The organism is Helicobacter sp. MIT 21-1697, from assembly GCF_026241255.1.
In the GTDB taxonomy this organism is placed as follows: domain Bacteria; phylum Campylobacterota; class Campylobacteria; order Campylobacterales; family Helicobacteraceae; genus Helicobacter_C.
The window spans coordinates 55,165-76,531 of sequence record NZ_JAPHNC010000004.1; the positions used below are offsets into that span (position 1 = coordinate 55,165).

Annotated in this window: 16 protein-coding genes and 1 pseudogene; 8 read left to right on the forward strand and 9 right to left on the reverse strand. The window is 36.9% G+C overall.

The window, feature by feature from the left end:
• Positions 1–35: 35 nt before the first annotated feature.
• Entirely contained in the window at positions 36–761 is a 726-nt protein-coding gene (locus OQH61_RS04970) for a hypothetical protein (RefSeq protein ID WP_266026201.1), read from the reverse strand.
• A gap of 335 nt (positions 762–1,096) precedes the next feature.
• Here OQH61_RS04970 and OQH61_RS04975 point away from each other — a divergent pair, with 335 nt between their 5' ends.
• Entirely contained in the window at positions 1,097–2,359 is a 1,263-nt protein-coding gene (locus OQH61_RS04975) for a capsular biosynthesis protein (protein ID WP_266026202.1), read from the forward strand.
• Here the strand turns inward: OQH61_RS04975 and OQH61_RS04980 are convergent.
• Positions 2,353–3,291, reverse strand: a complete 939-nt coding sequence (locus OQH61_RS04980; protein WP_266026203.1) for a fumarylacetoacetate hydrolase family protein — start codon at positions 3,289–3,291, stop codon at positions 2,353–2,355. The genes OQH61_RS04975 and OQH61_RS04980 overlap by 7 nt on opposite strands.
• Before the next feature lie 110 nt (positions 3,292–3,401).
• Here OQH61_RS04980 and ileS point away from each other — a divergent pair, with 110 nt between their 5' ends.
• The 3 genes from ileS (at position 3,402) to OQH61_RS04995 (ending at position 8,732) form a co-directional block, all read left to right on the forward strand.
• Positions 3,402–6,194: an isoleucine--tRNA ligase gene (gene ileS / locus OQH61_RS04985; protein ID WP_266026204.1), complete on the forward strand. Its 2,793-nt coding sequence runs from the start codon at positions 3,402–3,404 to the stop codon at positions 6,192–6,194.
• A gap of 10 nt (positions 6,195–6,204) precedes the next feature.
• Positions 6,205–6,348, forward strand: coding sequence for a hypothetical protein (locus tag OQH61_RS04990; RefSeq protein WP_266026205.1), 144 nt, complete (start codon positions 6,205–6,207; stop codon positions 6,346–6,348).
• Positions 6,349–6,509: 161 nt separating this feature from the next.
• A complete protein-coding gene (locus OQH61_RS04995) occupies positions 6,510–8,732 on the forward strand; it encodes a TonB-dependent receptor (RefSeq protein WP_266026206.1) in 2,223 nt (740 codons plus the stop codon).
• Here OQH61_RS04995 and OQH61_RS05000 read toward each other — a convergent pair.
• Positions 8,729–9,280 carry a hypothetical protein gene (locus tag OQH61_RS05000; RefSeq protein ID WP_266026207.1) on the reverse strand — a complete coding sequence of 184 codons (552 nt, stop codon included), beginning with the start codon at positions 9,278–9,280 and terminating at the stop codon, positions 8,729–8,731. The two genes, OQH61_RS04995 and OQH61_RS05000, sit on opposite strands and share 4 nt — an antisense overlap.
• A 144-nt stretch (positions 9,281–9,424) precedes the next feature.
• Here OQH61_RS05000 and OQH61_RS05005 point away from each other — a divergent pair, with 144 nt between their 5' ends.
• Both OQH61_RS05005 and OQH61_RS05010 read left to right on the forward strand, forming a co-directional pair.
• The gene (locus tag OQH61_RS05005; protein ID WP_266026208.1) at positions 9,425–9,754 is read left to right on the forward strand and encodes a hypothetical protein; all 330 of its coding nucleotides are present in this window, start codon (positions 9,425–9,427) and stop codon (positions 9,752–9,754) included.
• 14 nt (positions 9,755–9,768) lie between these two features.
• Complete coding sequence (locus OQH61_RS05010) at positions 9,769–10,050, forward strand: hypothetical protein (RefSeq protein WP_266026209.1); 282 nt, start codon at positions 9,769–9,771, stop codon at positions 10,048–10,050.
• Positions 10,051–10,092: 42 nt separating this feature from the next.
• Here the strand turns inward: OQH61_RS05010 and OQH61_RS05015 are convergent, their stop codons facing one another.
• From OQH61_RS05015 to dnaG, 4 genes are all read right to left on the reverse strand, one after another.
• Positions 10,093–12,297 carry an NADP-dependent isocitrate dehydrogenase gene (locus tag OQH61_RS05015; RefSeq protein ID WP_266026210.1) on the reverse strand — a complete coding sequence of 735 codons (2,205 nt, stop codon included), beginning with the start codon at positions 12,295–12,297 and terminating at the stop codon, positions 10,093–10,095.
• A 166-nt stretch (positions 12,298–12,463) separates the two neighbouring features.
• Positions 12,464–12,724, reverse strand: a complete 261-nt coding sequence (locus tag OQH61_RS05020; RefSeq protein ID WP_266026211.1) for a hypothetical protein — start codon at positions 12,722–12,724, stop codon at positions 12,464–12,466.
• Positions 12,725–12,829: 105 nt separating this feature from the next.
• Positions 12,830–13,876, reverse strand: coding sequence for a 7-cyano-7-deazaguanine synthase (locus OQH61_RS05025; RefSeq protein WP_266026212.1), 1,047 nt, complete (start codon positions 13,874–13,876; stop codon positions 12,830–12,832).
• Entirely contained in the window at positions 13,854–15,512 is a 1,659-nt protein-coding gene (gene dnaG, locus OQH61_RS05030; RefSeq protein ID WP_266026213.1) for a DNA primase, read from the reverse strand. The genes OQH61_RS05025 and dnaG overlap by 23 nt, the downstream gene beginning before the upstream one ends.
• A 280-nt stretch (positions 15,513–15,792) precedes the next feature.
• Between dnaG and groES the strand changes: the two are divergent.
• Both groES and groL read left to right on the forward strand, forming a co-directional pair.
• A pseudogene (gene groES / locus OQH61_RS05035) lies at positions 15,793–16,056 on the forward strand (co-chaperone GroES); the annotation flags it as partial.
• Between the two features lie 37 nt (positions 16,057–16,093).
• A complete protein-coding gene (gene groL / locus OQH61_RS05040; RefSeq protein ID WP_266026214.1) occupies positions 16,094–17,731 on the forward strand; it encodes a chaperonin GroEL in 1,638 nt (545 codons plus the stop codon).
• Between the two features lie 101 nt (positions 17,732–17,832).
• Here the strand turns inward: groL and OQH61_RS05045 are convergent, their stop codons facing one another.
• Together OQH61_RS05045 and OQH61_RS05050 are read right to left on the reverse strand one after the other, a co-directional pair.
• Positions 17,833–18,558 (reverse strand): DUF5131 family protein, encoded by a 726-nt coding sequence (locus tag OQH61_RS05045; protein ID WP_266026215.1) that lies wholly within the window; start codon positions 18,556–18,558, stop codon positions 17,833–17,835.
• Positions 18,559–21,258: a phosphoenolpyruvate carboxylase gene (locus tag OQH61_RS05050; RefSeq protein ID WP_266026216.1), complete on the reverse strand. Its 2,700-nt coding sequence runs from the start codon at positions 21,256–21,258 to the stop codon at positions 18,559–18,561.
• Positions 21,259–21,367: the final 109 nt, after the last annotated feature.

A 21,367-nucleotide genomic window follows, 5' to 3' on the forward strand; every position in this document is an offset into this window, starting at 1 on the left:
TCTCTAGGATATTTTCTAAGATTTTGTTATATTCCTCATAAATATGCTTTTTGTGCTATGGCGTTATCATCATAGGTTTCATCATCATTGTTATTGAGATATTTCTCTCCAACTAAAGCTTTATATCCGCTTTTACAATTCTTGCATTTATAAATTTTTGCTGTGAGTTTATTGTAATTGTCTTGTATTGATGTGTTGTCGTTGTAAAACCATAATGCACTATCATCATATTTGCATATGAGGTTATATTCCGCTGTCTCTAAAAATCTGCCGTCTTTTTCATTATTTTTATCACTTATTTGTTTGCTTTTTTGTATTATGTTTTCATATTCTCGAAAAATATCCGAGTGGCTATTCCAAGAATGATTCAATGGTCTGTAATATCGTAAATCACTATATGTGCTTCCAAAAAAACATATAATAGTCCTTGTTGGCTCTGTGTAACATATATTTTGTGCTAATAATGTATATTCTAGTATCAGGAATGTTCTTATATTTATTTTTTCTAAGTTTTCTATCTCTGGTTTATTTATATCTATGCCTGCTTCTTTTAGTTTTTTACTTAATTGTTTTATTTTTTTCCAATTCTTTTGTGGTTCTCTTAATTCTTTGATAGTATTTTTGTAGTATTCTTTGGCTTTTTCAATATTTTCTCCCTTAATATCTCCAAATCTAATTAGTTCTGTAGCCAAGACATTATCTAATCCTTCTGTGTCTTTTATGATTTTTTGCTGAGTTAAATTTAATTTTTGTATTTGCATTAGAGATTGTGCTTGAAAAGCATTATATGCGTAGCAAATATTTTGAGTAAAGCATAAAATTAATATAAGACTTATTATACGAGTGTTGTTCTCGCGGTTGTGAATAAGATTTGAAGAGTGTAATGTGTGAGAATCTAGCTTATGCCCCCCCCCCCCCCGTTAAAAAGCAATTCATATTATCCCCCTGCTATTAAAATTAAGTGGGCATTATAACAAAATAATCAAAAAAACTTACTTAATTTGGTAATATTTACATTCAAAATGAAAGCAAAGATCTTATCAATCAAGCTGCAGAATCTGCGGCAAATCCCTAAAAGTGTAGAAAGGAATAGGTATTGTGCGAGTATGAGACACACTATGATGAATACAGGGCAGAGGCAAAACCCCGAATCTTAATTCTTGCAGCGGCGAATATTTCTACTTGCCCACGCCCTATGCGAATGGTTGAGGTGCTCAAAGATGATTATGATATAAGCGTGATGGGCATTGATAATGAAGATGGCACACCAATGCCCCCTGTGTTTATCAAAGGAGAAGCAGCACAGACATACGAAGTCAAAAGCTTTAGTTACCCAAGCTTTAAAAAACGCAATGCGTGGGGTGAGGTAAAATTATGGATTAATGTAGCTCTAAGGCGGTGGGATAAACTTAGCTTTATTCCCAATCGTTTGGCGATTATAGAGCATTTGTGCAAGGAAAGCTATGATGTGGTGATTTGCCACGATTTGCTACTTTTGCCTGTGCTTTTTGCAGGGCTTAAAAAAAGTGGGCGTAAATGTGGCAAAAAGAATGATATAAAAGTTGTTTTTGATGCAAGGGAATTTTATCCTTTGCAAAATACAAGCTCGTTGCGTTGGCGATTGCTTTTTAAGCGATTTAATATTTATCTTTGCGCTCATTTTGCCTCTCAAGCAGATGTGCTTTTAAGCGTTTCGCCACGATTTTGTGAGCTATACAAGGAGCATTTTGGGCTAAAGGCTCATCTTTTAATGAGTTTGCCGCAATATTATCCATTTGAGCCAACACCCATAAATCCTCAAAAGATTAAGATTCTCTATCACGGGGCGTTAAATCGCAATCGCGATATTGATAAAGTCATAGAGATTTGCCAATATCTTGATAAGCGCTTTTGTATTGATTTTATTTTCACAGGCGGGACACAAAGCTATCGCAAAAAAATACAATCTCGCATTGCACAGCTCCAAAGTGAGGGCAACGCAGTAAGAATCCTGCCACCTGTGGAATTAACGCAAATTGTGCCTTTTGGGAATGCTTATGATATAGGATTACTTTATATCCCAGTGCATAATCATAATCTCCTTGCCACGATTCCAAATAAATTTTTTGAATATATCCAATCGCGCTTAGCAGTGCTTATGCCTCCATTGCAGCAATTACAAGGATTTGGCGATACTTATAAGAATTTCATTGTTGCCAAAGACTTTGCGATAAAATCTTTGGCAGATTCTCTCAATGTCTTAAGTAGCGAAGAGATAGAGCAATTAAAGTGTGGCTCACACGCGGCTGCTCAAGAACTCAATCTTGCGCAAAATGCACCATTTGTGCGCAAAATGCTAAAAGAACTTCTGGCTCAATAATCTATAACGACATTGCGTAATGAGCCAATGTGTTGTATTTCACAGATTATTTCGTCATTCTTGCCTAAGAATTTTGGTGGATTAAACCCCATACCCACACCGCTTGGTGTCCCCATAGAGATAATACTGCCTGCTTGGAGCATACAATAATGTGATAATTCATAGAGCGCCGCAGCAATAGGACAAATCATCAATGAAGTATGAGAATCTTGACGCAGCTCACCATTGACATAGCTTTTGATAGCGAGATTTTGTGCATCAATACTTTTGGCACTTACAATACAAGGTCCCATAGGCAAACTTCCCTCAAGGCTTTTGCCCATATACCATTGTTTATGCTTTTGCTGAATGTCTCTTGAGGAAATATCATTGATGATAGTATAGCCAAAGATAGAATCTATCACTTCTTGCGTATTTTTAGGCTGATAAAGAGCCGAGCCGAGCACTACACCAAGCTCCACTTCATAATCAAGCTTTTGAGTAAGGCTGCTATGCAAAGGAATGGGCGCATTATGGGGCGTAGCGTAATTCACGCGTTTGCTAAAATACACAGCATTTTCGCGCTTTTGGTCAAATACTTCATTTTTAAAACGCGCAGATTCTTTAGCGTGTTCAAGGTAATTAATGCCCAAACAAATGACATCTTGCTTTGGTTTTGGAATAGGGGCAAGGAGCGTAATGTCAGCAAGGGAAAAAGCGTGAGCATTTTTTATGTTTGATTGTATTGCAGTAAGCATATCTGGGGTATGAAAGTAGATAAAAGTATTCATATCAGTGTAAATATGAGGAATCTCGCTTTGCACAAGTTCTGAAAGGGGATACACTTTGTGCTCTTGGAGGATACCAATTTGATGAGGCTGCGCATAGAGGTAAAAAGGTGGAGATTCTTTAAAAAAATCGCAAATATAGGGCATAAAACTTACAAATTGCATTGTTGTTTCCTTAAATAAAATCAAAGTCTAAGGATTTTAACACAAGCGTTTTAAAGATTGAGAAATTTTTTGATAAAATGGCGCTGATATTTTATATTTTAAGGACAGCAATGGATTATAAAGAAACTTTGATTTTGCCTGATACAAGCTTCCCGATGAGAGGGAATCTCCCTGCTAATGAGCCACATACTTATGCAAAATGGCGTGATGAAAAGCTTTATGCTCAACTTAAAAATGCTCATAGTGGTGCTAAAAGTTTTTATTTGCACGATGGACCTCCATATGCAAATGGACATTTGCATATTGGACACGCACTCAATAAGATTCTTAAAGATATTATTGTGAAATACCATTATTTTAAAGGAGAAAATATCCGCTATACGCCCGGTTGGGATTGCCACGGATTGCCTATTGAGCAACAAGTGGAGCAAAAAATTGGCAAGGCAAAAAAAGATAGCTTGGAGAAAACAAAATTGCGCGAACTTTGTCGCAATCACGCTCAAAAGTTTATACAGATTCAATCCGATGAGTTTCAGGCATTAGGGGTTTTGGGAGATTTTGAGAATCCTTATAAAACAATGGATTTTGCTTTTGAAGCACAAATTTATCGCTCTTTAATACAGCTTGTGAAAGAGGGTTTGCTTGCTGAACGTTCTAAGCCTATTTATTGGAGCTGGGCGTGTGAGACAGCACTAGCTGATGCAGAGGTGGAATACCAAGACAAACAATCAGATTCTATTTTTGTCGCTTTTGCTTTATCAGATGCTGCGTTACAATCGCTTAGAATCTCACAGGGCAAAGTGATTATTTGGACAACTACGCCTTGGACACTTCCTGCGAATGTAGGTATCGCACTTAATCCTAGCGAATTATATGTGCTTACTGATAAGGGCTACATTGTGGCAAAGGCATTGCTTGAAAAAGTACGCGAAAAAATAGATATTGGCGTGAGTGAGCGTGAGTTTAAGGCACAAGAATTTGAGCATCTTCAAGCCATAAATCCTCTGAATGGCAGAATCTCTGTGATTGTTTTGGGAGAGCACGTAAGCACAAATGATGGCACAGGAGCAGTGCATACCGCGCCCGGACACGGCGAAGATGACTATTATATAGGGCTTAAATATGGGCTTGAAGTGATTATGCCTGTTGATGATAGGGGGAATTTTAGTCCTCTTATAGAATCTATGGGGCTTGTGCCTCAAGCATATGTGAATGAATTTATAGGCAAGAATATTTTTGATACGCACGAGAGTATTTTTAAGATTCTAGGAAAAGCACTTTTAAAAAAAGATGTGATTACGCATAGTTATCCGCATTGTTGGCGTTCGCATAAGCCTGTGATTTACAGAGCTACTGCGCAGTGGTTTATCCTACTTGATAAGCCATTTTATCAAGGCAAAACGCTCAAAGAGTTGGCTTTAGAGGAGTTAGATAAGGTGAGATTCTATCCACAAAATGGAAAAAATAGAATCTGCTCAATGATTGAAAATCGCCCTGATTGGTGTATCTCTCGGCAGAGAGATTGGGGCGTACCTATTGCATTTTTGATTGACAAGACAAGTAATGCCGCTTTACTTGATGAAGCAGTGCTTGAGCATATTGCTTGTATTTTTGAAAAAGAGGGTTGTGATGCGTGGTGGAGCTATGAAATAAAAGATCTTTTGCCCCAAAGCCATAAGCATTTGGTAGGCAATCTCACAAAGAGCAAACATATACTTGATGTGTGGTTTGATAGCGGAAGCACTTGGAGCGCAGTGCTTGAGAATAAACATAAAGGTGCGGGGAATAACTATGATGCAGGTTCTCATCCAGCAGATATGTATCTTGAGGGAAGCGACCAGCATAGAGGCTGGTTTCAAAGCTCACTTTTGCTTTCTTGTGCAATAGCTAAAAGAGCACCTTATAAGCAGATTCTCACACACGGCTTTACCTTTGATAGAAATGGTGAAAAAATGAGCAAAAGCAAGGGCAATGTTATTGCTCCAAGTGAAATTATCAAAACTCAAGGCAGTGAGATTTTGCGCTTGTGGGTGGCACTTAGTCATTATCAGAGCGATCAAAATATCAGTGATGAGATTCTCAAACAAGTAGGGGAGCAATATCGCAAAATCCGCAATACTATCCGATTTCTCCTTGCAAATGCTTCACAGAGTAGCCAAGATATGGTGCAAAAAGATGAGCTTGATGTGATTGATAGATGGATTTTAAGTGTGTGTGATAAAGTCTTTGATGAGGCATATTTATACTTTGATGAATATGAGTTTGCCAAAGCTTTTCAGGTAGTGATGAGTTTTTTAACTAATGAACTAAGCGGTATTTATTTGGATTTGTGTAAGGATATACTCTATTGCGATGATGTATCTTCTTTGTGCCGCCGCGCTGTCCAAAGTGCATTAGTAATGATTTTAAGGCGAGTATTGCATTTTATCGCTCCTGTGCTTACTTATACTGCAGATGAGGCTTTTAGACATTCAAGTACGGCTTTAAAGGGAGAATATAAGTGTATTTTTGATATGCCAAAAATCAGCTGTGCGCAGCGATATAATCTTGCGTTAAATGAGGATTTTACACGACTTTTGCGTGTGCGAGAAAAATTTACAGAATCCTTAGATAGCCTTAAAAAACAAAAAATTGTTAAATCTTCACTTGAGGTGCTGCTTCAAAGTCCGCAAGAAAAAGAATTTGCTTTGCTTGATAGGTGGCTTATTGTCTCTGGTGTGTGCGGGAAAGAATATGAGGGCAAAGAGGAGTTAGCGCGATTTGTTCTTGAGGATAAAGAAGAATTTATCATTTATAGGGCACAAAATGGGCGCTGTGAGAGATGTTGGCAATTTATTGTAGAGGACGAAGGTGCATTGTGCAAAAGATGTGCATCGGTGATAGCTAAGCAAAATAAGAGATAAAAGGTTATAAATGGGTTTTGATATTCTAGGAATGCACGTGTGGGATTTAAGTCAGCCATTTGGCTATTTTGAAACATTTAGTGGTATTATTTTTGTGCTTTTATGTGCGGTGATAGCATTTGTGCTGTTGCGACATTTTCGTCCTAAAACGTAGTTCTCTCTCATTTTTAATAATTATTTGCACTGATACGCTTTCATATTGCATAAATTATTTCTGTTAATGTGATTGTGTATTAATTTTTTAAAGTAATACAATTTTATTTTAAGTATGAATATAATATTATTGATTTTATTTTTAACATAAAAGGTAATATTATGATATATAAGATATTCATAAGTGTGAGTATATTTTGTGTAATTGTGTATGCTAATGAAACTCGCTCTATAAATCTAGGGCAAAGTATAGTAATTGCTTCACGCATTGACACACCCATTAATGAAGCACCGGGCAATATAAGTGTTATAAATCAAAAGCAGATTAATCAACGTCCTAATTATAAATTTAGCGATACTTTGAGAGGATTTGAGGGATTGCAGCAAAGTAAATCACGTGGTATGGATACTTTTGATGGGGTGAAGATTCGTGGATTAAGCGGTGCGGCAATTATGGTTGATGGAATCATACTCAATGACATCAATAATAACACCAAAATGCTTACAGCAATGAATGCTGATGATATTGCTCAAGTGGAAGTTGTGCGTGGGGCATTTTCAAATATTTATGGGAGCGGAGCAGTCGCTGGGGCAATTAATTTTATCACCGCTATGCCCATATCTTTTGAAACAAAGGCAAATTTTGGTTATGGAAGTGCGCTAGGCACAGAATTTGCTCCTAAAAATACATTTCGTGCATATATAAGTGTGGGTGATGCACTCTTTGAAAAAAAATTGCGCTTTAAAGCATCTTTTGGGACTACTACTACACAGGGCTATGCAGCAGATTCTGTGATAGTGCAAGATGTGAGTGGTTATGCTGGTGCAAAGCCGACATTAAATTCTAATACAGGTGCGCTAGTGTGGAATATTGGAGATATGGGGCGACAGGCTTATAATACTTATGATACAAATGTGAAAGCAGAGTATGATATTGGAGATGTAGGGACATTGAATGGATATTTGCGTTACAATATGTATAGTTACGACCACAAGAATCAACAGAGCTTTATTACACAAAATGGAATACCAAGTTATGGAAGCAATGCAGATATAAATAGTAATAAACCTGCCCCTATTCTCTATGGAAGGCATATTGGTAAAGAAATGTATAATCAACTTATCTCTGCACTGGGATATAAACATTATTTGCCTAGTGAAAGTTATTTGGAAGTGAAGTTTTATCGTATTGATGGTTGGGATAGATTCAATAATCCAGATGGCGGAGCAAATCCGAGTAGTGCAAATACTACTATTTATGGTGGTGTGGGTTCGCAGACAAACCACAAATATGAGACAAACAATTTTGATGTGATATATGTTCTGCCTTTTAGTGAAAATCATAGAATCCTAGCAGGTGTGCAATATAGACATAATGACTATACTCAAAAAGTGCATTATATTGATAATTGGAAAAATTTTAACACACTTAACATAGGCAGAGGCACAAGTGGCTATGCTCAAGGCGGCAAAACTGATAGTGTAGGTATTTTTGCCGAGTGGAGTGCGCAATGGCAGCAATTAAGCTCTAATGTAGGCTTAAGATATGATTATTGGAGGGGGTTTGATATATATAAAGATGCGGATATATATGCTTCAAATATTAAACATCAAGTGAGTCCTAAGATATCGCTTAATTACGCATTTTCCTCGCTCACGCGGACAAAAATATCTTTTGGGCAAGCTTTCAAAGCACCTAATTTTGGTCAAATGTTTAGCAATAGAACTTATACAGATGGCACACTCATAAGGGGTAATCCCAACCTCAAGCCAGAGAATGTGCTAAGCTTTGATATAGGACTTGAACAAGATATTCCTACACTTTTTGGTGAAGGTGAATATGGAAATCTGAAAGTGTATTATTTTAACAATACTATAACAAATGCGATTATGCAATATTCAATAAGCTATGCCGATACAACTTTGCGCGGTAGTTTTGATAATTTAGGTAAAAACAGAATACAAGGATTAGAAACAAGCCTTTTATTGCCCATTGGTTATGGTTTTGGCGTGCATTTGACTTATACCTTTATGCACTCTGAAATTCTCAAAAGTCTAGAATCTACTACCATAGGCAATAAAGTAGCAGGAATCCCAGCACATTTAGCGTATGGGGCAATTACTTATGATAATGCTTCATTTTATGGTAGTTTCGGTGTGGAGTATGCAAGTAAGCCTTACAAAAATGCGACTAATGTAATTACGCCAAGCGGTGTATATGGAGCAACTGATAGCTATACTCTTGCTGATATGCGTTTAGGGTGGAGGATAGATAAACACTTTGATATAAGTGGCAATATCACCAATCTTTTCAACCACACTTATTATAGCTATTATCGTGCAAGTGGTAGAAGCTTTTTTGTAGCGTTAAATGGTAAATTCTAATTATTTTTGAGCGTATCTTTGGGTTTTAGGCTCAACATAGAATTAACAATCCATTTATTTGCCTCGTAATTGACAAGCTCAATATCAGATGTAAGTGTGGCTTTGCCAAAAACTACACGCACATTTGCCCTTGCAGTTGGCATAGGTTGATGTGCTTTATCAGTCTTATTGTAGTGCAAATCATCAGGGGACTTTTTAGAATGAGCTTGCGAATCTTGCTCTTTTGGATTTGGAGCTTGCGCAATAGAGAGTATTTGCACTTCTTTATAGCCTCCAAATGCTTTTGCCCTTGTGCTTTCTGCACTTACGAATAAATTGGCGAGATTGCGTTGATTCATAGAATCTAGTGCGTAGCCATAGCTCGCATATTGCACGAATTTTTCTAAATCCCCGCCAAATAGTCCTTGCATATAGCCTTCTATGGCTTGTTTCTGGACTTTTTCTTTTTGAGTAGCACTTGTGCAACCATAAAGAGCAATCATACAGGCAACGCATAAAACTGCAAGAAGATACTTTGTTTTTCGTGCATTAAGTTTTTGCACATTCATTTTTATCCTTTGAAAAATGATATTATACTTGTATTATCCAAATGCTAAGGCAAGAAGTCAAAGCCATTATGGCACAATTATTGCTAAACTTTTAGTTTAACAAAACAGACGATATTAATCTAAAGTGCCAAAAAGGAGGAAACAATGGCAGTTAGTCCTATCGGTAATGTTACTTATATCAATCAAAACTCACAGCTTGGCTCGATTCAATATGCTAATAATATGCAAAAAGTAGATTTTGCACTTCACGCAAATATGCAAGAATTTGTTGATAAACTTAAAGCTGTGCAGGAAGTATCTCCCACGCCTCAAACTGAAGCGATAAATCCTGATGATAAGCAAGAGAAAAAACGCAATTTTAAAGAAAAGCAAGATGAGCAAGAGCAAGATTCTCGCAATATTTTAGAATCTGGAGAAGAAGAAACTCTCGCTTGCACCACAGAGCAAACACATTTGCTTGATATAAAAGCTTAGAAAGCATTGCATTAATGTTTAGGCAAATAAGCAATCTTGTTGTGTTAATTTTTATCTTACAAGGTTGCAAAGAGCCTAAAAAGAGTGTGGAAGACTATCAACATCTGCTAGAAATATCTTGGGTTAGCGAAGATATGGATACTTGTATGAAGATAGTTATGGAGTATTCTAAAGAATATAAAGAAGATGCAAAATCCCCTAGAGCTTTTTGTGAAGAACTCTTTAAAAATTATGAAGAAGAATTTAAGCTATTTAAATTAAAGTTCTTTCAAGAGAACAGGCACAAGCTACTATAACAAAGCCTTTAGCTGATTCTTTTGAAAGGGAGTTTTGTTCTTTTAGCCTCTTGCGATTTGCTCTATTATTGCATTAAAGCTTTTGCTTGGACGCATAATAGATTCTGTTTTGTTATCATCAAATTTATAATACCCACCTAAATCCACTGCTTTGCCTTGTGCGCCATTAAATTCTGCCCGAATAGAATCTTGCTTAGATTCTAGCTCATCTGCGATTGGCTTAAAAAATGCTGCAATGTTAGAATCTGTGCTTTGATTTGCCAAAGCTCTTGCAAAATACATACTCAAATAAAAATGGCTTGTGCGGTTGTCATCTTCGCCTGCTTTGCGAGAGGGAGCTTTGTTGTTATCTAACCATTGTGAAGTCGCACTATCAAGCGCATCTGCCAAGACTTTTGCTTTTGCATTGTTTTGCTTTTGCGCATAAAACTCTAGGCTTGCTTGTAGTGCTAAAAATTCGCCCAAACTATCCCAACGCAAATGGTTTTCACCTACAAGTTGTTCTACTTGTTTTGGAGCACTTCCACCTGCACCCGTTTCAAACATCGCTCCACCATTAAGCATAGGCACGACAGAGAGCATTTTTGCACTTGTGCCAAGCTCTAAAATAGGGAATAAGTCAGTCAGGTAATCCCGCAATACATTACCACTAATAGAAATCGCATTTTTACCCGCACGAATAAGACGCAAAGATTCTAAGCACGCTTCTTTAGGTGCGAGAATCTCTATATTTTTGCCCTTTTCTTTTAATCGTTTTTGGACCAAATCAATCATAATTTTATTACTTGCCCTTTTTTCATCTAGCCAAAAAATTGCCTTATCACCTGTAATATCAGCGCGTTCAATGCCTAAATCAATCCAATTTTGGACTGCGTCAAATTTTGCTTGATTGGCACGATAGATGTCATTTTTACGCACTTTGTGAGAGAGTAGCACAGAACCATTGGAATCTACAATGACAAATTCACCATCATTTGGCGCTATGAAAGTTTTATCGTGTGAGCCATATTCTTGTGCTTTTCTTGCCATAAGCCCGACATTTGAAACACTGCCAAGTGTGGCAGGATTGAGTGTGCCATTTTTGTGCAAATCTTCAAGCACTGCCTCATAGATTGTTGCATAAGTTTTATCTGGTATCACGGCGTTTGCATCGCATTCTTTGCCCTCTTTATCCCATAGTCTTGCACCATTTTTAAGCATAGCAGGCATAGAAGCATCAACGATAACATCACTTGGAATATGTAAATTAGTGATACCTTTATCAGAATTGACCATTGAGATTTTTGCACTTTTTTCTAAGATTTCATTGTATTTGCTTAGAATCTCTGCTTTTTTAGGAGAAGATTCTATTTTGCTAAGTAGCTCGCTTACACCATTATTGGCATTGACACCAAGTCGTGTAAGCTCATCGCCAAAAGATTCAAAAATCTCTTTAAAATACGCTTTAACTGCATAGCCAAAAAGCACGGGGTCGCTTACTTTCATCATTGTGGCTTTTAAATGGAGCGAGAAGAGAATCCCTTTGTTCTTGCAGAATGCAATTTGTTCTTCATAAAAGCGTGAAAGCTTTTGTGCGTCCATAAATGTCGCATCTAAAATTTCATTTTGCTCTAGTTTCAATCCCTCTTTCAATACTCTCTCTCCATTAGAATCTTTAAAAATAATCTTTGCAGTAGTCGGAGATGAGATTAATACCGCTTTTTCATTATCAAAGAAATCACCCTCTTTCATATAGCTAACACAGCTTTTAGAATCTGCATTAAAAGGCACGACACGATAAGGATTTTTCTGTGCATAAGATTTCACGGCTTTTGTGGAGCGTCTATCGGAGTTTCCTTGTCTCAGCACAGGATTAACTGCTGAACCTAGCACTTTTTGATATTTTTCTTTAATGCTTTTTTCTGCGTCATTTTGTGGCTCATCAGGAAAATTTGGCACATCATAACCCTTGCTTTGTAACTCTTTAATCGCCGCCTTGAGTTGGGGAATTGAAGCGGAGATGTTGGGAGTTTTAATGAGGTTAGCCTCTTTTGTTTTTACAAGTTCGCCCAAAATACTTAAAGCATCTTCTACTTGTTGTCCTTGTTTTAAGCGCTCTGGGAATTGAGCCAAAATGCGCGCTGATAAGGAAATATCAGATGTTGCAACCTCAATATTGGCGTGTTGCAAAAATGCCTTTGCAATGGGCAAGAAAGAGTAGGTTGCAAGTGCTGGAGATTCGTCTGTGAGAGTGTATGTAATTTTCATAATGTATCCTTTCGGGTAAGTTTAATACCTTTAAGTATAGCAAAAATCATTATGTTTGCAATAATAGACAAAGATTTTTTAAACTTTTATGCATTCAAAGGCGGATAGGTAGCAATTCCGTATAAAATTTATCTACAATCTCAAACACTCTAAGAAATTTTATTTATTATGGCATTGATAGTGCGCATTTTGTATTGGCAGTTGTTCCTGCAAAATTGCTTGTTGTGCAATAGTAGGTTCTTCCTCTGCATTCAGCAACATAACTATATGCCTCATTTATAAAGCCATACCTATTCTTTTTAATAGTAATCTCTGAAGGCGCACAACCTATGGAGCTAGAAGCCATATGCGAAAGACTACCCTTAAACATACAGCCGACATTACATAAAGCGATAAAACCCACAATAAAAATAATACCAAATTTCATAATTTCTCCTCAAAAAAGTTAAGTGTAGCATTCTAAAATAAATTAAAACCTAAATATTACCTAAAATATTTATAACACAAAATTACCATTAACTTGTAAGTATTTTTATGCCAAAAGGAGATAGCTTTGTGCTTTAATGCGTTCAAGTGGCAAAAGAGAATGGATTTGTGTGCCAATTTGAACTTGGTAGCATTGATTTGCATTTGTTTTTGCATAGCTTAGGGCAATGCGTCCTGCAAGTATTTTATCCTCCATAGAAGCATTAGATTCTACAATGCCAAGTGGTCCTACGCAATCAAGCAATGTAATATGTTCCATATTTGGATTTGGCTTGCTGAGTTTGATGTTTTCCTCTTGATTGCGAGCGATAACACAACGCGCACCATTTTCTAGCACAAGATAACGTCCTATTTTTACCATTTCTATATCTTCAAAGTGCATTTGACGATGAGAGATGAGGTCTTTGATTTTGAGTGCCACAGAATCTTGTGTGAGCAAACAGCCTCCGCCGGGTTTTTCAAAATACTTAAAGCCATATTCTTTTATCATCTCAAGCTGTCTTGTTCGCCCTCTACCACTTACATCAAGCAAACGCTCTCTATCTACCCAGCCCATTTTTTCCGGGAAGCTTGGTTCTAAAAGTTTTGCACTCATAGGGCGCAGGAGCAATTCATCAAGAAATTGCGGCTTGTGAGGATTGCTCCCATCTCTTGAAAGGATAGAATCAAATTTGCTTTGCTCTCCGATATGTCGCACAAGTTTTTTTACTTGATCTAATGCTTCTTTGCGCTGACTTTTGGGACGTTGTCCTAGCACCTCGCCACTCACTACAAAATCCGCTCCTACTTGTAGAAGGTAATCAAACGCATTGGCAAACATGTTTGCGTGGCAGTCAATGCAGGGATTAAAATATTTACCATAGCCATATTTTGGCTTAAATAGCACATCATTAAAAAATTGTCGTTGAATATCTAGAATCTGCAATTTCACATCAATTTGTGCGGTTGCATTTTGGAAATATGCTAATTTGTCTTTGTTGCCGCCAAAGCCAATATTAAAGTGCAGGGCAACCACATCAATGCCTTGGTCTTTGAGTAATTTCATAGAAATGAGGCTATCACAACCTCCACTAAAAAGTGCTAACGCTAACATAAGGCAGTAATTCTCCTTTTTTAAGATGTAAAATTTTTGTTTTTAACTCTTTGATTATTTCGCTCTTGCGCTGCAAGCTCATTTCGTTTAAATGAGGAATTTGTGCCAAAAGCTGACTATATGCTTGCGTGATGAATAATCGCAAATGTTCTTTAAGCGCAGGTAAATCAGAAAGCGGTTTGATAGTATCATTGAGTGATATGGCGAGTAATCTTGGGTCATCATAGCATTGATTTGCAACAAGTCCAAATTCTATTTTTTTATATTTAAAGAGCGATACATCAATGTATTCAATGGCAAAATCAATTAAATTTGGTTTCTCAAGGAAGCTTTTAATCAGCACAGATTCTGCAAAATCTTGCATAAAGGCATTAAAGATTGGTTGTGTTGAAGGTGCTTTATTGCGTTGAGTGTGAATAAGTCGTGTGGGCAAAGAGAGCAATCGTGCAAGCAATGGTTTGTATTCTTCTTGTAGGAGAGGACTTAGAGTATGCAAAAATTGAGTAGATTCGCTTAGGGCTTTTTCTTTCTGCAATGGATTTTCAAGCTCATAACTGCGCGCAATGTGTGTGAGGATAAATTCAATAAAAGAAATGGGGTGAGAGAATAGCTCACTTAATTCATTAATTTGTTTATGTGCTACCATATCAGCTGGGTCTGCACCATTTTCAAAGATAACTACACCACCTTCAATGCTTGCTTCTGATAGAATCTTGGCTGCTTTAAATGCGGCATTTATTCCTGCTTTATCACCATCATAGCTTAAAATTACTTTTGGCTCGCCTTTACGCAAAAGCGGCAAATGTTCTTTGGTGAGAGCTGTGCCAAGTGTTGCCACTGCGTAATCAAAACCTGCTTGATGAAGCATAATGACATCAAGGTAGCCTTCACATACAATGATTTTTTTTTGTTTATAGATTTTATCTTTGGCGAGATAATACCCATAAAGGAGTTTTGATTTATTGAATATTTTGCTTTGAGGAGAGTTGATATATTTAGCATTTGCATTGCTCATCGTGCGTCCGCCAAACCCTACGACTTTGCCATTGGGAGAATGTATGGGAAAGATGATTCTATCATTAAATCGTGCATATTCACGCCCATTGTCTTTGCCGATAACCCCAAATTCAAGCGCTTCTTGCTTATTAAGAACTTTAGCATTGAGAAAATTTATTGTCTCAAAACTTGCTCCACAATAGCCCAAACGGAATTTTTCAATGCTTGTATTCGCCACTTGGCGCGAGGCGAGATATTCAAGTGAGGGCTTATGAGAGAGGAGCTGTTTTTGGTAAAATCGCATTATTTCATCAAGCACGATAGAATCAGGTTTCTTCTCCTTAATGTTTTCATATTCAAGTGCGAAATTCATCATTGCTGCGATTTTCTCCACACTCTCTACAAAACTTAATTTTTCATATTCCATAAGAAATTTAATTGCATCACCACCCATACCGCAGCCATAGCAATGGTAGAATCCTTTTGTGGGGCTAATGACAAAGCTCGGTGTTTTTTCATTATGAAAGGGACAACAGGCTATATAGTTGCTTCCCGATTTTTTAAGATCTATGTGTGAGCCAATAATATCAACAATATCAATATTTTGTTTGAGCGTTTCAATTGAATGCTTACTAATCATAATTTTGTATATGCCCTAGCTGCGTAAGATAAATTTGAAGTATAGATTATATAAAAATAAACCTTTGAAACTGATATTGATTTTACTTTGGCAAATATCAATGAATGAGTTTTGATAAAGTTTATATAATCTAACATATATAAGTTTAGTCATTAAGACTAAACTTTATTCAATATTTAAATATAAAGTATTGACTTGTTTAACAAAAAGGTATAAAATTTCGCACTTCAAAAATTAAGTGCTAAAATTTTTGATTAACTATTATTTAAAAGGAGTTGATATGAAGTTTAGACCTTTGGGAGAGAGAGTGCTTGTAGAACGCGTGGAAGAAGATACTAAAACAAGTTCAGGCATTATTATTCCCGATAATGCAAAAGAAAAACCTCTTATGGGTGTAGTAAAGGCAGTGAGTGCAAAAATCAAAGACGACAAGATATTGAAAGAAAATGACAAAGTCGTATTTGGTAAATATAAGGGCGCAGAAATCAAGCTAGATTCAAAGGAATTTATTGTCCTAGAGCTAGATGATATTTTGGGTATTATTGAAAAATAAGTGTTATCTTAACATTAAGGAGTAAAAAATGGCAAGCAAAGAAATTAACTTTTCAGATTCTGCAAGGAATAAGCTTTATGAGGGCATTAAACAATTAAGTGATGCGGTAAAAGTTACAATGGGTCCAAAGGGGCGCAATGTGCTTATCCAAAAAAGCTATGGCGCACCTACAATCACTAAAGATGGCGTGTCTGTGGCAAAAGAAATTGAGCTTAGCGACCCTATTGCAAATATGGGCGCACAGCTTGTAAAAGAAGTAGCAAGCAAAACTGCTGATGCAGCAGGAGATGGGACGACAACAGCAACCGTTCTTGCTTATAGTATTTATAAGGAGGGTTTGAGAAATATTACTGCAGGTGCGAATCCTATTGAAGTAAAACGCGGTATGGATAAAGCAGCAGCAGCAATTATTGAAGAGCTTAAAAAATCAAGCAAAAAAATTGGTGGTAAAAGCGATATTGCCCAAGTTGCGACTATTTCGGCAAACTCTGATGAAAACATTGGGGCGTTGATTGCTGAAGCAATGGAAAAAGTTGGCAAAGATGGTGTTATCACCGTTGAAGAAGCAAAGGGTATCAATGATGAATTAAGTGTGGTTGAGGGTATGCAGTTTGATAGAGGCTATCTTTCAGCATATTTTGTAACAAATACTGACAAAATGACAGCACAACTTGAAAATGCCTATGTGCTTTTAACAGATAAGAAAATTTCAAATATGAAAGAGATTTTACCATTGCTTGAAGCGACTATGCAAAGCGGCAAACCACTTTTGATTATTGCCGAAGACATTGAGGGTGAAGCTTTAACAACATTGGTTGTAAATAAATTGCGAGGAGTACTCAATGTTTCTGCTGTAAAAGCTCCGGGCTTTGGCGATAGAAGAAAAGCAATGCTTCAAGATATAGCTATTCTCACAGGCGGACAAGTTATTAGTGAAGAACTTGGTAAAACGCTTGAGGCAGCAACACTCGCAGATTTAGGAAGTGCTGCGCGCATCGTGATTGATAAAGATAACACAACAATCGTTGATGGCAAGGGCAAAACAAAAGATGTTAAAGATAGAATCGCACAAATCAAAACTGAAATTGAAAACACTACAAGTGATTATGATAGGGAAAAACTCCAAGAGAGATTGGCAAAGCTAAGCGGTGGTGTGGCAGTTATTAAGGTAGGTGCGGCGAGTGAAGTAGAAATGAAAGAGAAAAAAGATCGTGTAGATGATGCGCTTTCTGCAACAAAAGCGGCAGTTGATGAGGGTATTGTTATTGGCGGTGGCTCGGCTCTTATTCGTGCTTCACAAAAAGTTAAACTTAAATTAGAGGGTGATGAGGCGATTGGCTATGATATTATCAAACGCGCCATTAAAGCTCCTCTTGGACAAATTGCTACAAATGCTGGTTATGATGCGGGCGTGGTTGTGAATGAAGTAGAGAAAAATTCCAAAGATGGCTTTGGATTCAATGCGACCACAGGTGAATATGTAGATATGTTTAAGGAGGGCATTATTGACCCGCTTAAAGTTACACGCGTGGCATTGCAAAATGCAGTATCAGTTTCAAGTCTGCTTTTAACAACTGAAGCGACAATTAATGAAATTAAAGAAGATAAGCCAGCTCCTGCAATGCCAGATATGGGCGGAATGGGAGGTATGGGTGGAATGATGTAATTCACCCTGCCTTTATAGCTTATAGAATTTTGTGGATTCTATAAGCCCCCTCCCCTATACTCTTTTATATTCAAGCATTTACTTACCACATAATTTTCAAATTATACTAAATCAATATTTGCTTTCTTGGCTTGGATTCTCTGTAAGTTTTTTGGAATCTTATAGAGTTTGTTATCTTTTAAAAACATTGCACCTGTTTGATGAAAATGAAATTTTATCCCCGCATCATAGGCTTGTTTTCTTAAACTTAGCACCCATTTATAATCGCATATTCTTGCCTTATAGCCGCTTTCTCCTCCCACAGAGATGAGTTCTATATTTGAAAGGTAAGATTCTATATGAATCTCTTCTAATAGTGGCGCACAAATTACCCAACGATGTTTGATAGGTAGGGTGCATAAAAGAGAGATTCTCTGCTTAGCGCGTTTTTGGTTTTCTACACTCACACCGATAATCACATTTTCATATCCATTGCCCCAATCCCTTGGCAACACAGAATGTAATCGCTCAATGCGTTTAGTGAAAAATACAAAATGCACATTTTTGCGAATACGCATTATTTCCCACGCTCTTTTTCGCCATTCATCGGCTTGTGGCAGTAAAAAGTCGCTGCTAAAACAAGTATATACTAATGTATTATCGGGTATGTGATATTCGCCATTTCTACGTTTTTTGAGTGGATATTCAAAGTTTTTATTGAGGCAAATATGTTGTGTATCTCGTTTATGGATAGAATCAATACTATAAATAAAGCAGTTTTTGCAACCCTCACTTATCTTAAAGCAGCCGTGCCAAGGATTCCAGCTTGTTTGTGGTGTATAAAGCATTTAGCCTGTGTTGCGAATACCTTGTGCTATGCCAACAATGGTTGCGTGGATTTGTTCAAGGAGACGCTCTTGCCCTTTAGGATATTTGCAATTTTGATATTTTTTAATCAGCTCAATTTGAGTGAGATTAAGCACACTTAGGTAAGGTTTGCGTAATAGGATAGATTCTCTAATAGCACATTCAGAATCTAAAAGCACACTCTCTCCACGCAAATGGAGTAAATGCTCCATTGTGAGATGATATTGCGCATAAATATGTTCCCATATTTCTTCCCTCACTTTTTTATCCTTGACAAATTGATTATACAAAAAGGCAATATCTAAATCTACCTTGAGCAAGGCTTGAGAGATATTATCAATGGTTGTTTTGAAAAAGAGTGATTGCTCATAGCACGCTCGTAATTGATTTTTATCTGCATTTGCCAATCCACTTCCTAAACCATACCAAGCAGAAATAATAGCGCGATTTTGCGTCCAAGCAAACACCCAAGGAATCGCGCGTAAATCTTCAATTTTTTGTGTATCTTTGCGTTTGCTTGGGCGAGAGCCTAGATTAAGGTTTTGTATAAATTTTATAGGCGTAGCGTTTTTGAAATATTCCAAAAAGCCTTTGTTTTCATATATAAGTGTGCGATAAGCTATACAAGAGGCATTAGAAACATTTTCAAGCAATGCCATTGTTTGCGGATTGTTTTTGTATTTCTCTGTGCCATAAGCATCATACACTCCTTTTTTAAGCAAGGCGCTCAAGGTACTTGAAAAGTTTTTGGTTGCAATGTGTCTGTTGAGGTATTTAGCACTTATCATTTCACCTTGTTCTGTGGTTTTGAGAAAGCTATGCACACTTTGAGGAGCAGAAGAAAGCAATGCTTCTTCAAGGCTTCCTCCGCCACGACTAACGCTTCCTCCTCGTCCGTGAAAAAAACTAATGCAAATATCAAGTTGCGTTTGGAGTTTGGTAAGATTACTAATAGCGCAGTAAAGATTATAATTGCTTGTAAAAATACCGCCATCTTTACTTGAATCTGAATAGCCCACCATAATTTCTTGGGTGTTATTATGGTCAAAAAGATATTGCTGGTAATGAGTGTTTGTGTAGAGGGTGCGGATAATGCTTTGTGCGCGTTGTAAGTCATCAATAGTTTCAAAAAGCGGCGTGATAGAAATACTTGCCTTGCCTTTTTTACCCTCTTTTTTCTTGCCCGGCTTCCATAAGCCGCTTTGTTTGGCAAACCACAACACACAGAGCAAATCACTCGGTTTTGTGCTCATAGAGATAATAAAGCTTTGTAAAATATGTTCGGATATATATTTTTTCGCCCATTGGATTCTCAAAAATGCTCCCACAAGTCGTTTGGAGGATTCAGAGAGTTGTTCAATCATTGTATTTAAATCATATTTTTTGGCATTAAGCGCAGAGTTTAAAATCTCAATTTTTTTGTTTTCATTTAAATCTTTAAAATCACTATCACTTAGTCCCATAAGACAGAAAATCTCGCTTGTAGCACTTAAAATCACATCTCTATGTTCCCTAAAATCAAGGCGTAAAAGATGAAAGCCTCCAAGCAGCACCAAATGTCTAAACTCTATCAATTTGCGTGCAGACACAGAATCTAAAGATTCTATCATCATATCAATATCCTCTACAAGTTCATTGGAATCTTTATAAGTAAAATTAATACTCTCGGTAGTATTAATTGCAATAAGGCGATTTTGTAGCTTTTTTTTGATGAGGTAAAGTTTTGCGCGGAAAGGTTCTTTGGCAAAAAGTTTTGCTTCACTATTTAAAAGTTCAGAATTATGGTTTTGAAGTGATTGCATAAGACGTTTGCTAGGCTGAATAAAATCTATTGACATAGAAAGCTCACGAATCAGCTTTTCGCTTATGCGAATATAGATTTCAATAATCGCTTTATGTGCTATTTTCATCGTTTTTGTCATTACCTCATTGCTTACATATGGATTACCATCTCTATCGCCGCCTATCCAGCTTCCTAATATGATGGGAGAGGTTTCTAAGCTCTTACCAAGTGTAGATTCTATATCGTTTAGCACTTTTGTGGCGGATTTAAGGATAGAGCTTTCAATAATATAGAGCAAGTTATCAAGCTCAAAGAGAATCTCCATTTTTTCACTTCGCACTAAATGCGTGTGCCACAATAAATGAAGCCGATAGAGAAGTTGGGATTTGGCATTTTCATCATTATGGGCAAAGATATTTTTGATATTTTCGCTCATTTGATGATGTGCTTCAAGGAATGTGCGGCGGCGAGATTCTGTGGGGTGTGCTGTAAATACCGGATAAAAGTGCAAATGTTGCAAAATCTCTAGTATATCACTTTTGTTATAGCCCTCCTTATGGAGTTCATTGAGAGTTTTGGGGAGGCGATTAAGTGTGGCATTATTGCTTAAATTGAGTTCCTCAACGATATTAAGTAGCATATGATAGAGCGTGAAAGCTTTGATGATGCAGAGTGTTTTGTCTTGGGCTGAAATATCTGTGAGTATGCGTGTGAGCATAGCCCAATCGTGATTTTCAAGACTCTGTTTAATGTCTAAAAAAGCGTTTTTGAGCTCCTCATCAACACTTTGGAGCAAGTGGATAATAGTGTCAGAGACAAATTCTACTTGTGTCGGCTGGAGCAAAGTAGATTTGAGAGATTTTTCTCTGCCTTCTTGTGATATATGAGAATGTTGCATATTTACTTCCTTTGCGCCTTTGACTTAGTGGCTTAATTATAACTAAGTTTGTTTTAACTATAATTGAGCCTTTAATTTAATATAGCAGATAAACTGCTAGAAAGGAAAT

Bases quoted from the DNA above. Each gene is read 5' to 3' on its own strand.
- OQH61_RS05050 (WP_266026216.1), bottom strand. From the start codon at position 21,258: ATGCAACATTCTCATATATCACAAGAAGGCAGAGAAAAATCTCTCAAA.
- OQH61_RS05020 (WP_266026211.1), bottom strand. From the start codon at position 12,724: ATGAAATTTGGTATTATTTTTATTGTGGGTTTTATCGCTTTATGTAAT.
- ileS (WP_266026204.1), top strand. From the start codon at position 3,402: ATGGATTATAAAGAAACTTTGATTTTGCCTGATACAAGCTTCCCGATG.
- dnaG (WP_266026213.1), bottom strand. From the start codon at position 15,512: ATGATTAGTAAGCATTCAATTGAAACGCTCAAACAAAATATTGATATT.
- OQH61_RS04995 (WP_266026206.1), top strand. From the start codon at position 6,510: ATGATATATAAGATATTCATAAGTGTGAGTATATTTTGTGTAATTGTG.
- OQH61_RS05005 (WP_266026208.1), top strand. From the start codon at position 9,425: ATGGCAGTTAGTCCTATCGGTAATGTTACTTATATCAATCAAAACTCA.
- OQH61_RS05000 (WP_266026207.1), bottom strand. From the start codon at position 9,280: ATGAATGTGCAAAAACTTAATGCACGAAAAACAAAGTATCTTCTTGCA.
- OQH61_RS05010 (WP_266026209.1), top strand. From the start codon at position 9,769: ATGTTTAGGCAAATAAGCAATCTTGTTGTGTTAATTTTTATCTTACAA.
- OQH61_RS05025 (WP_266026212.1), bottom strand. From the start codon at position 13,876: ATGTTAGCGTTAGCACTTTTTAGTGGAGGTTGTGATAGCCTCATTTCT.
- OQH61_RS05045 (WP_266026215.1), bottom strand. From the start codon at position 18,558: ATGCTTTATACACCACAAACAAGCTGGAATCCTTGGCACGGCTGCTTT.
- OQH61_RS04990 (WP_266026205.1), top strand. From the start codon at position 6,205: ATGGGTTTTGATATTCTAGGAATGCACGTGTGGGATTTAAGTCAGCCA.
- OQH61_RS05015 (WP_266026210.1), bottom strand. From the start codon at position 12,297: ATGAAAATTACATACACTCTCACAGACGAATCTCCAGCACTTGCAACC.
- groL (WP_266026214.1), top strand. From the start codon at position 16,094: ATGGCAAGCAAAGAAATTAACTTTTCAGATTCTGCAAGGAATAAGCTT.
- OQH61_RS04970 (WP_266026201.1), bottom strand. From the start codon at position 761: ATGCAAATACAAAAATTAAATTTAACTCAGCAAAAAATCATAAAAGAC.
- OQH61_RS04980 (WP_266026203.1), bottom strand. From the start codon at position 3,291: ATGCAATTTGTAAGTTTTATGCCCTATATTTGCGATTTTTTTAAAGAA.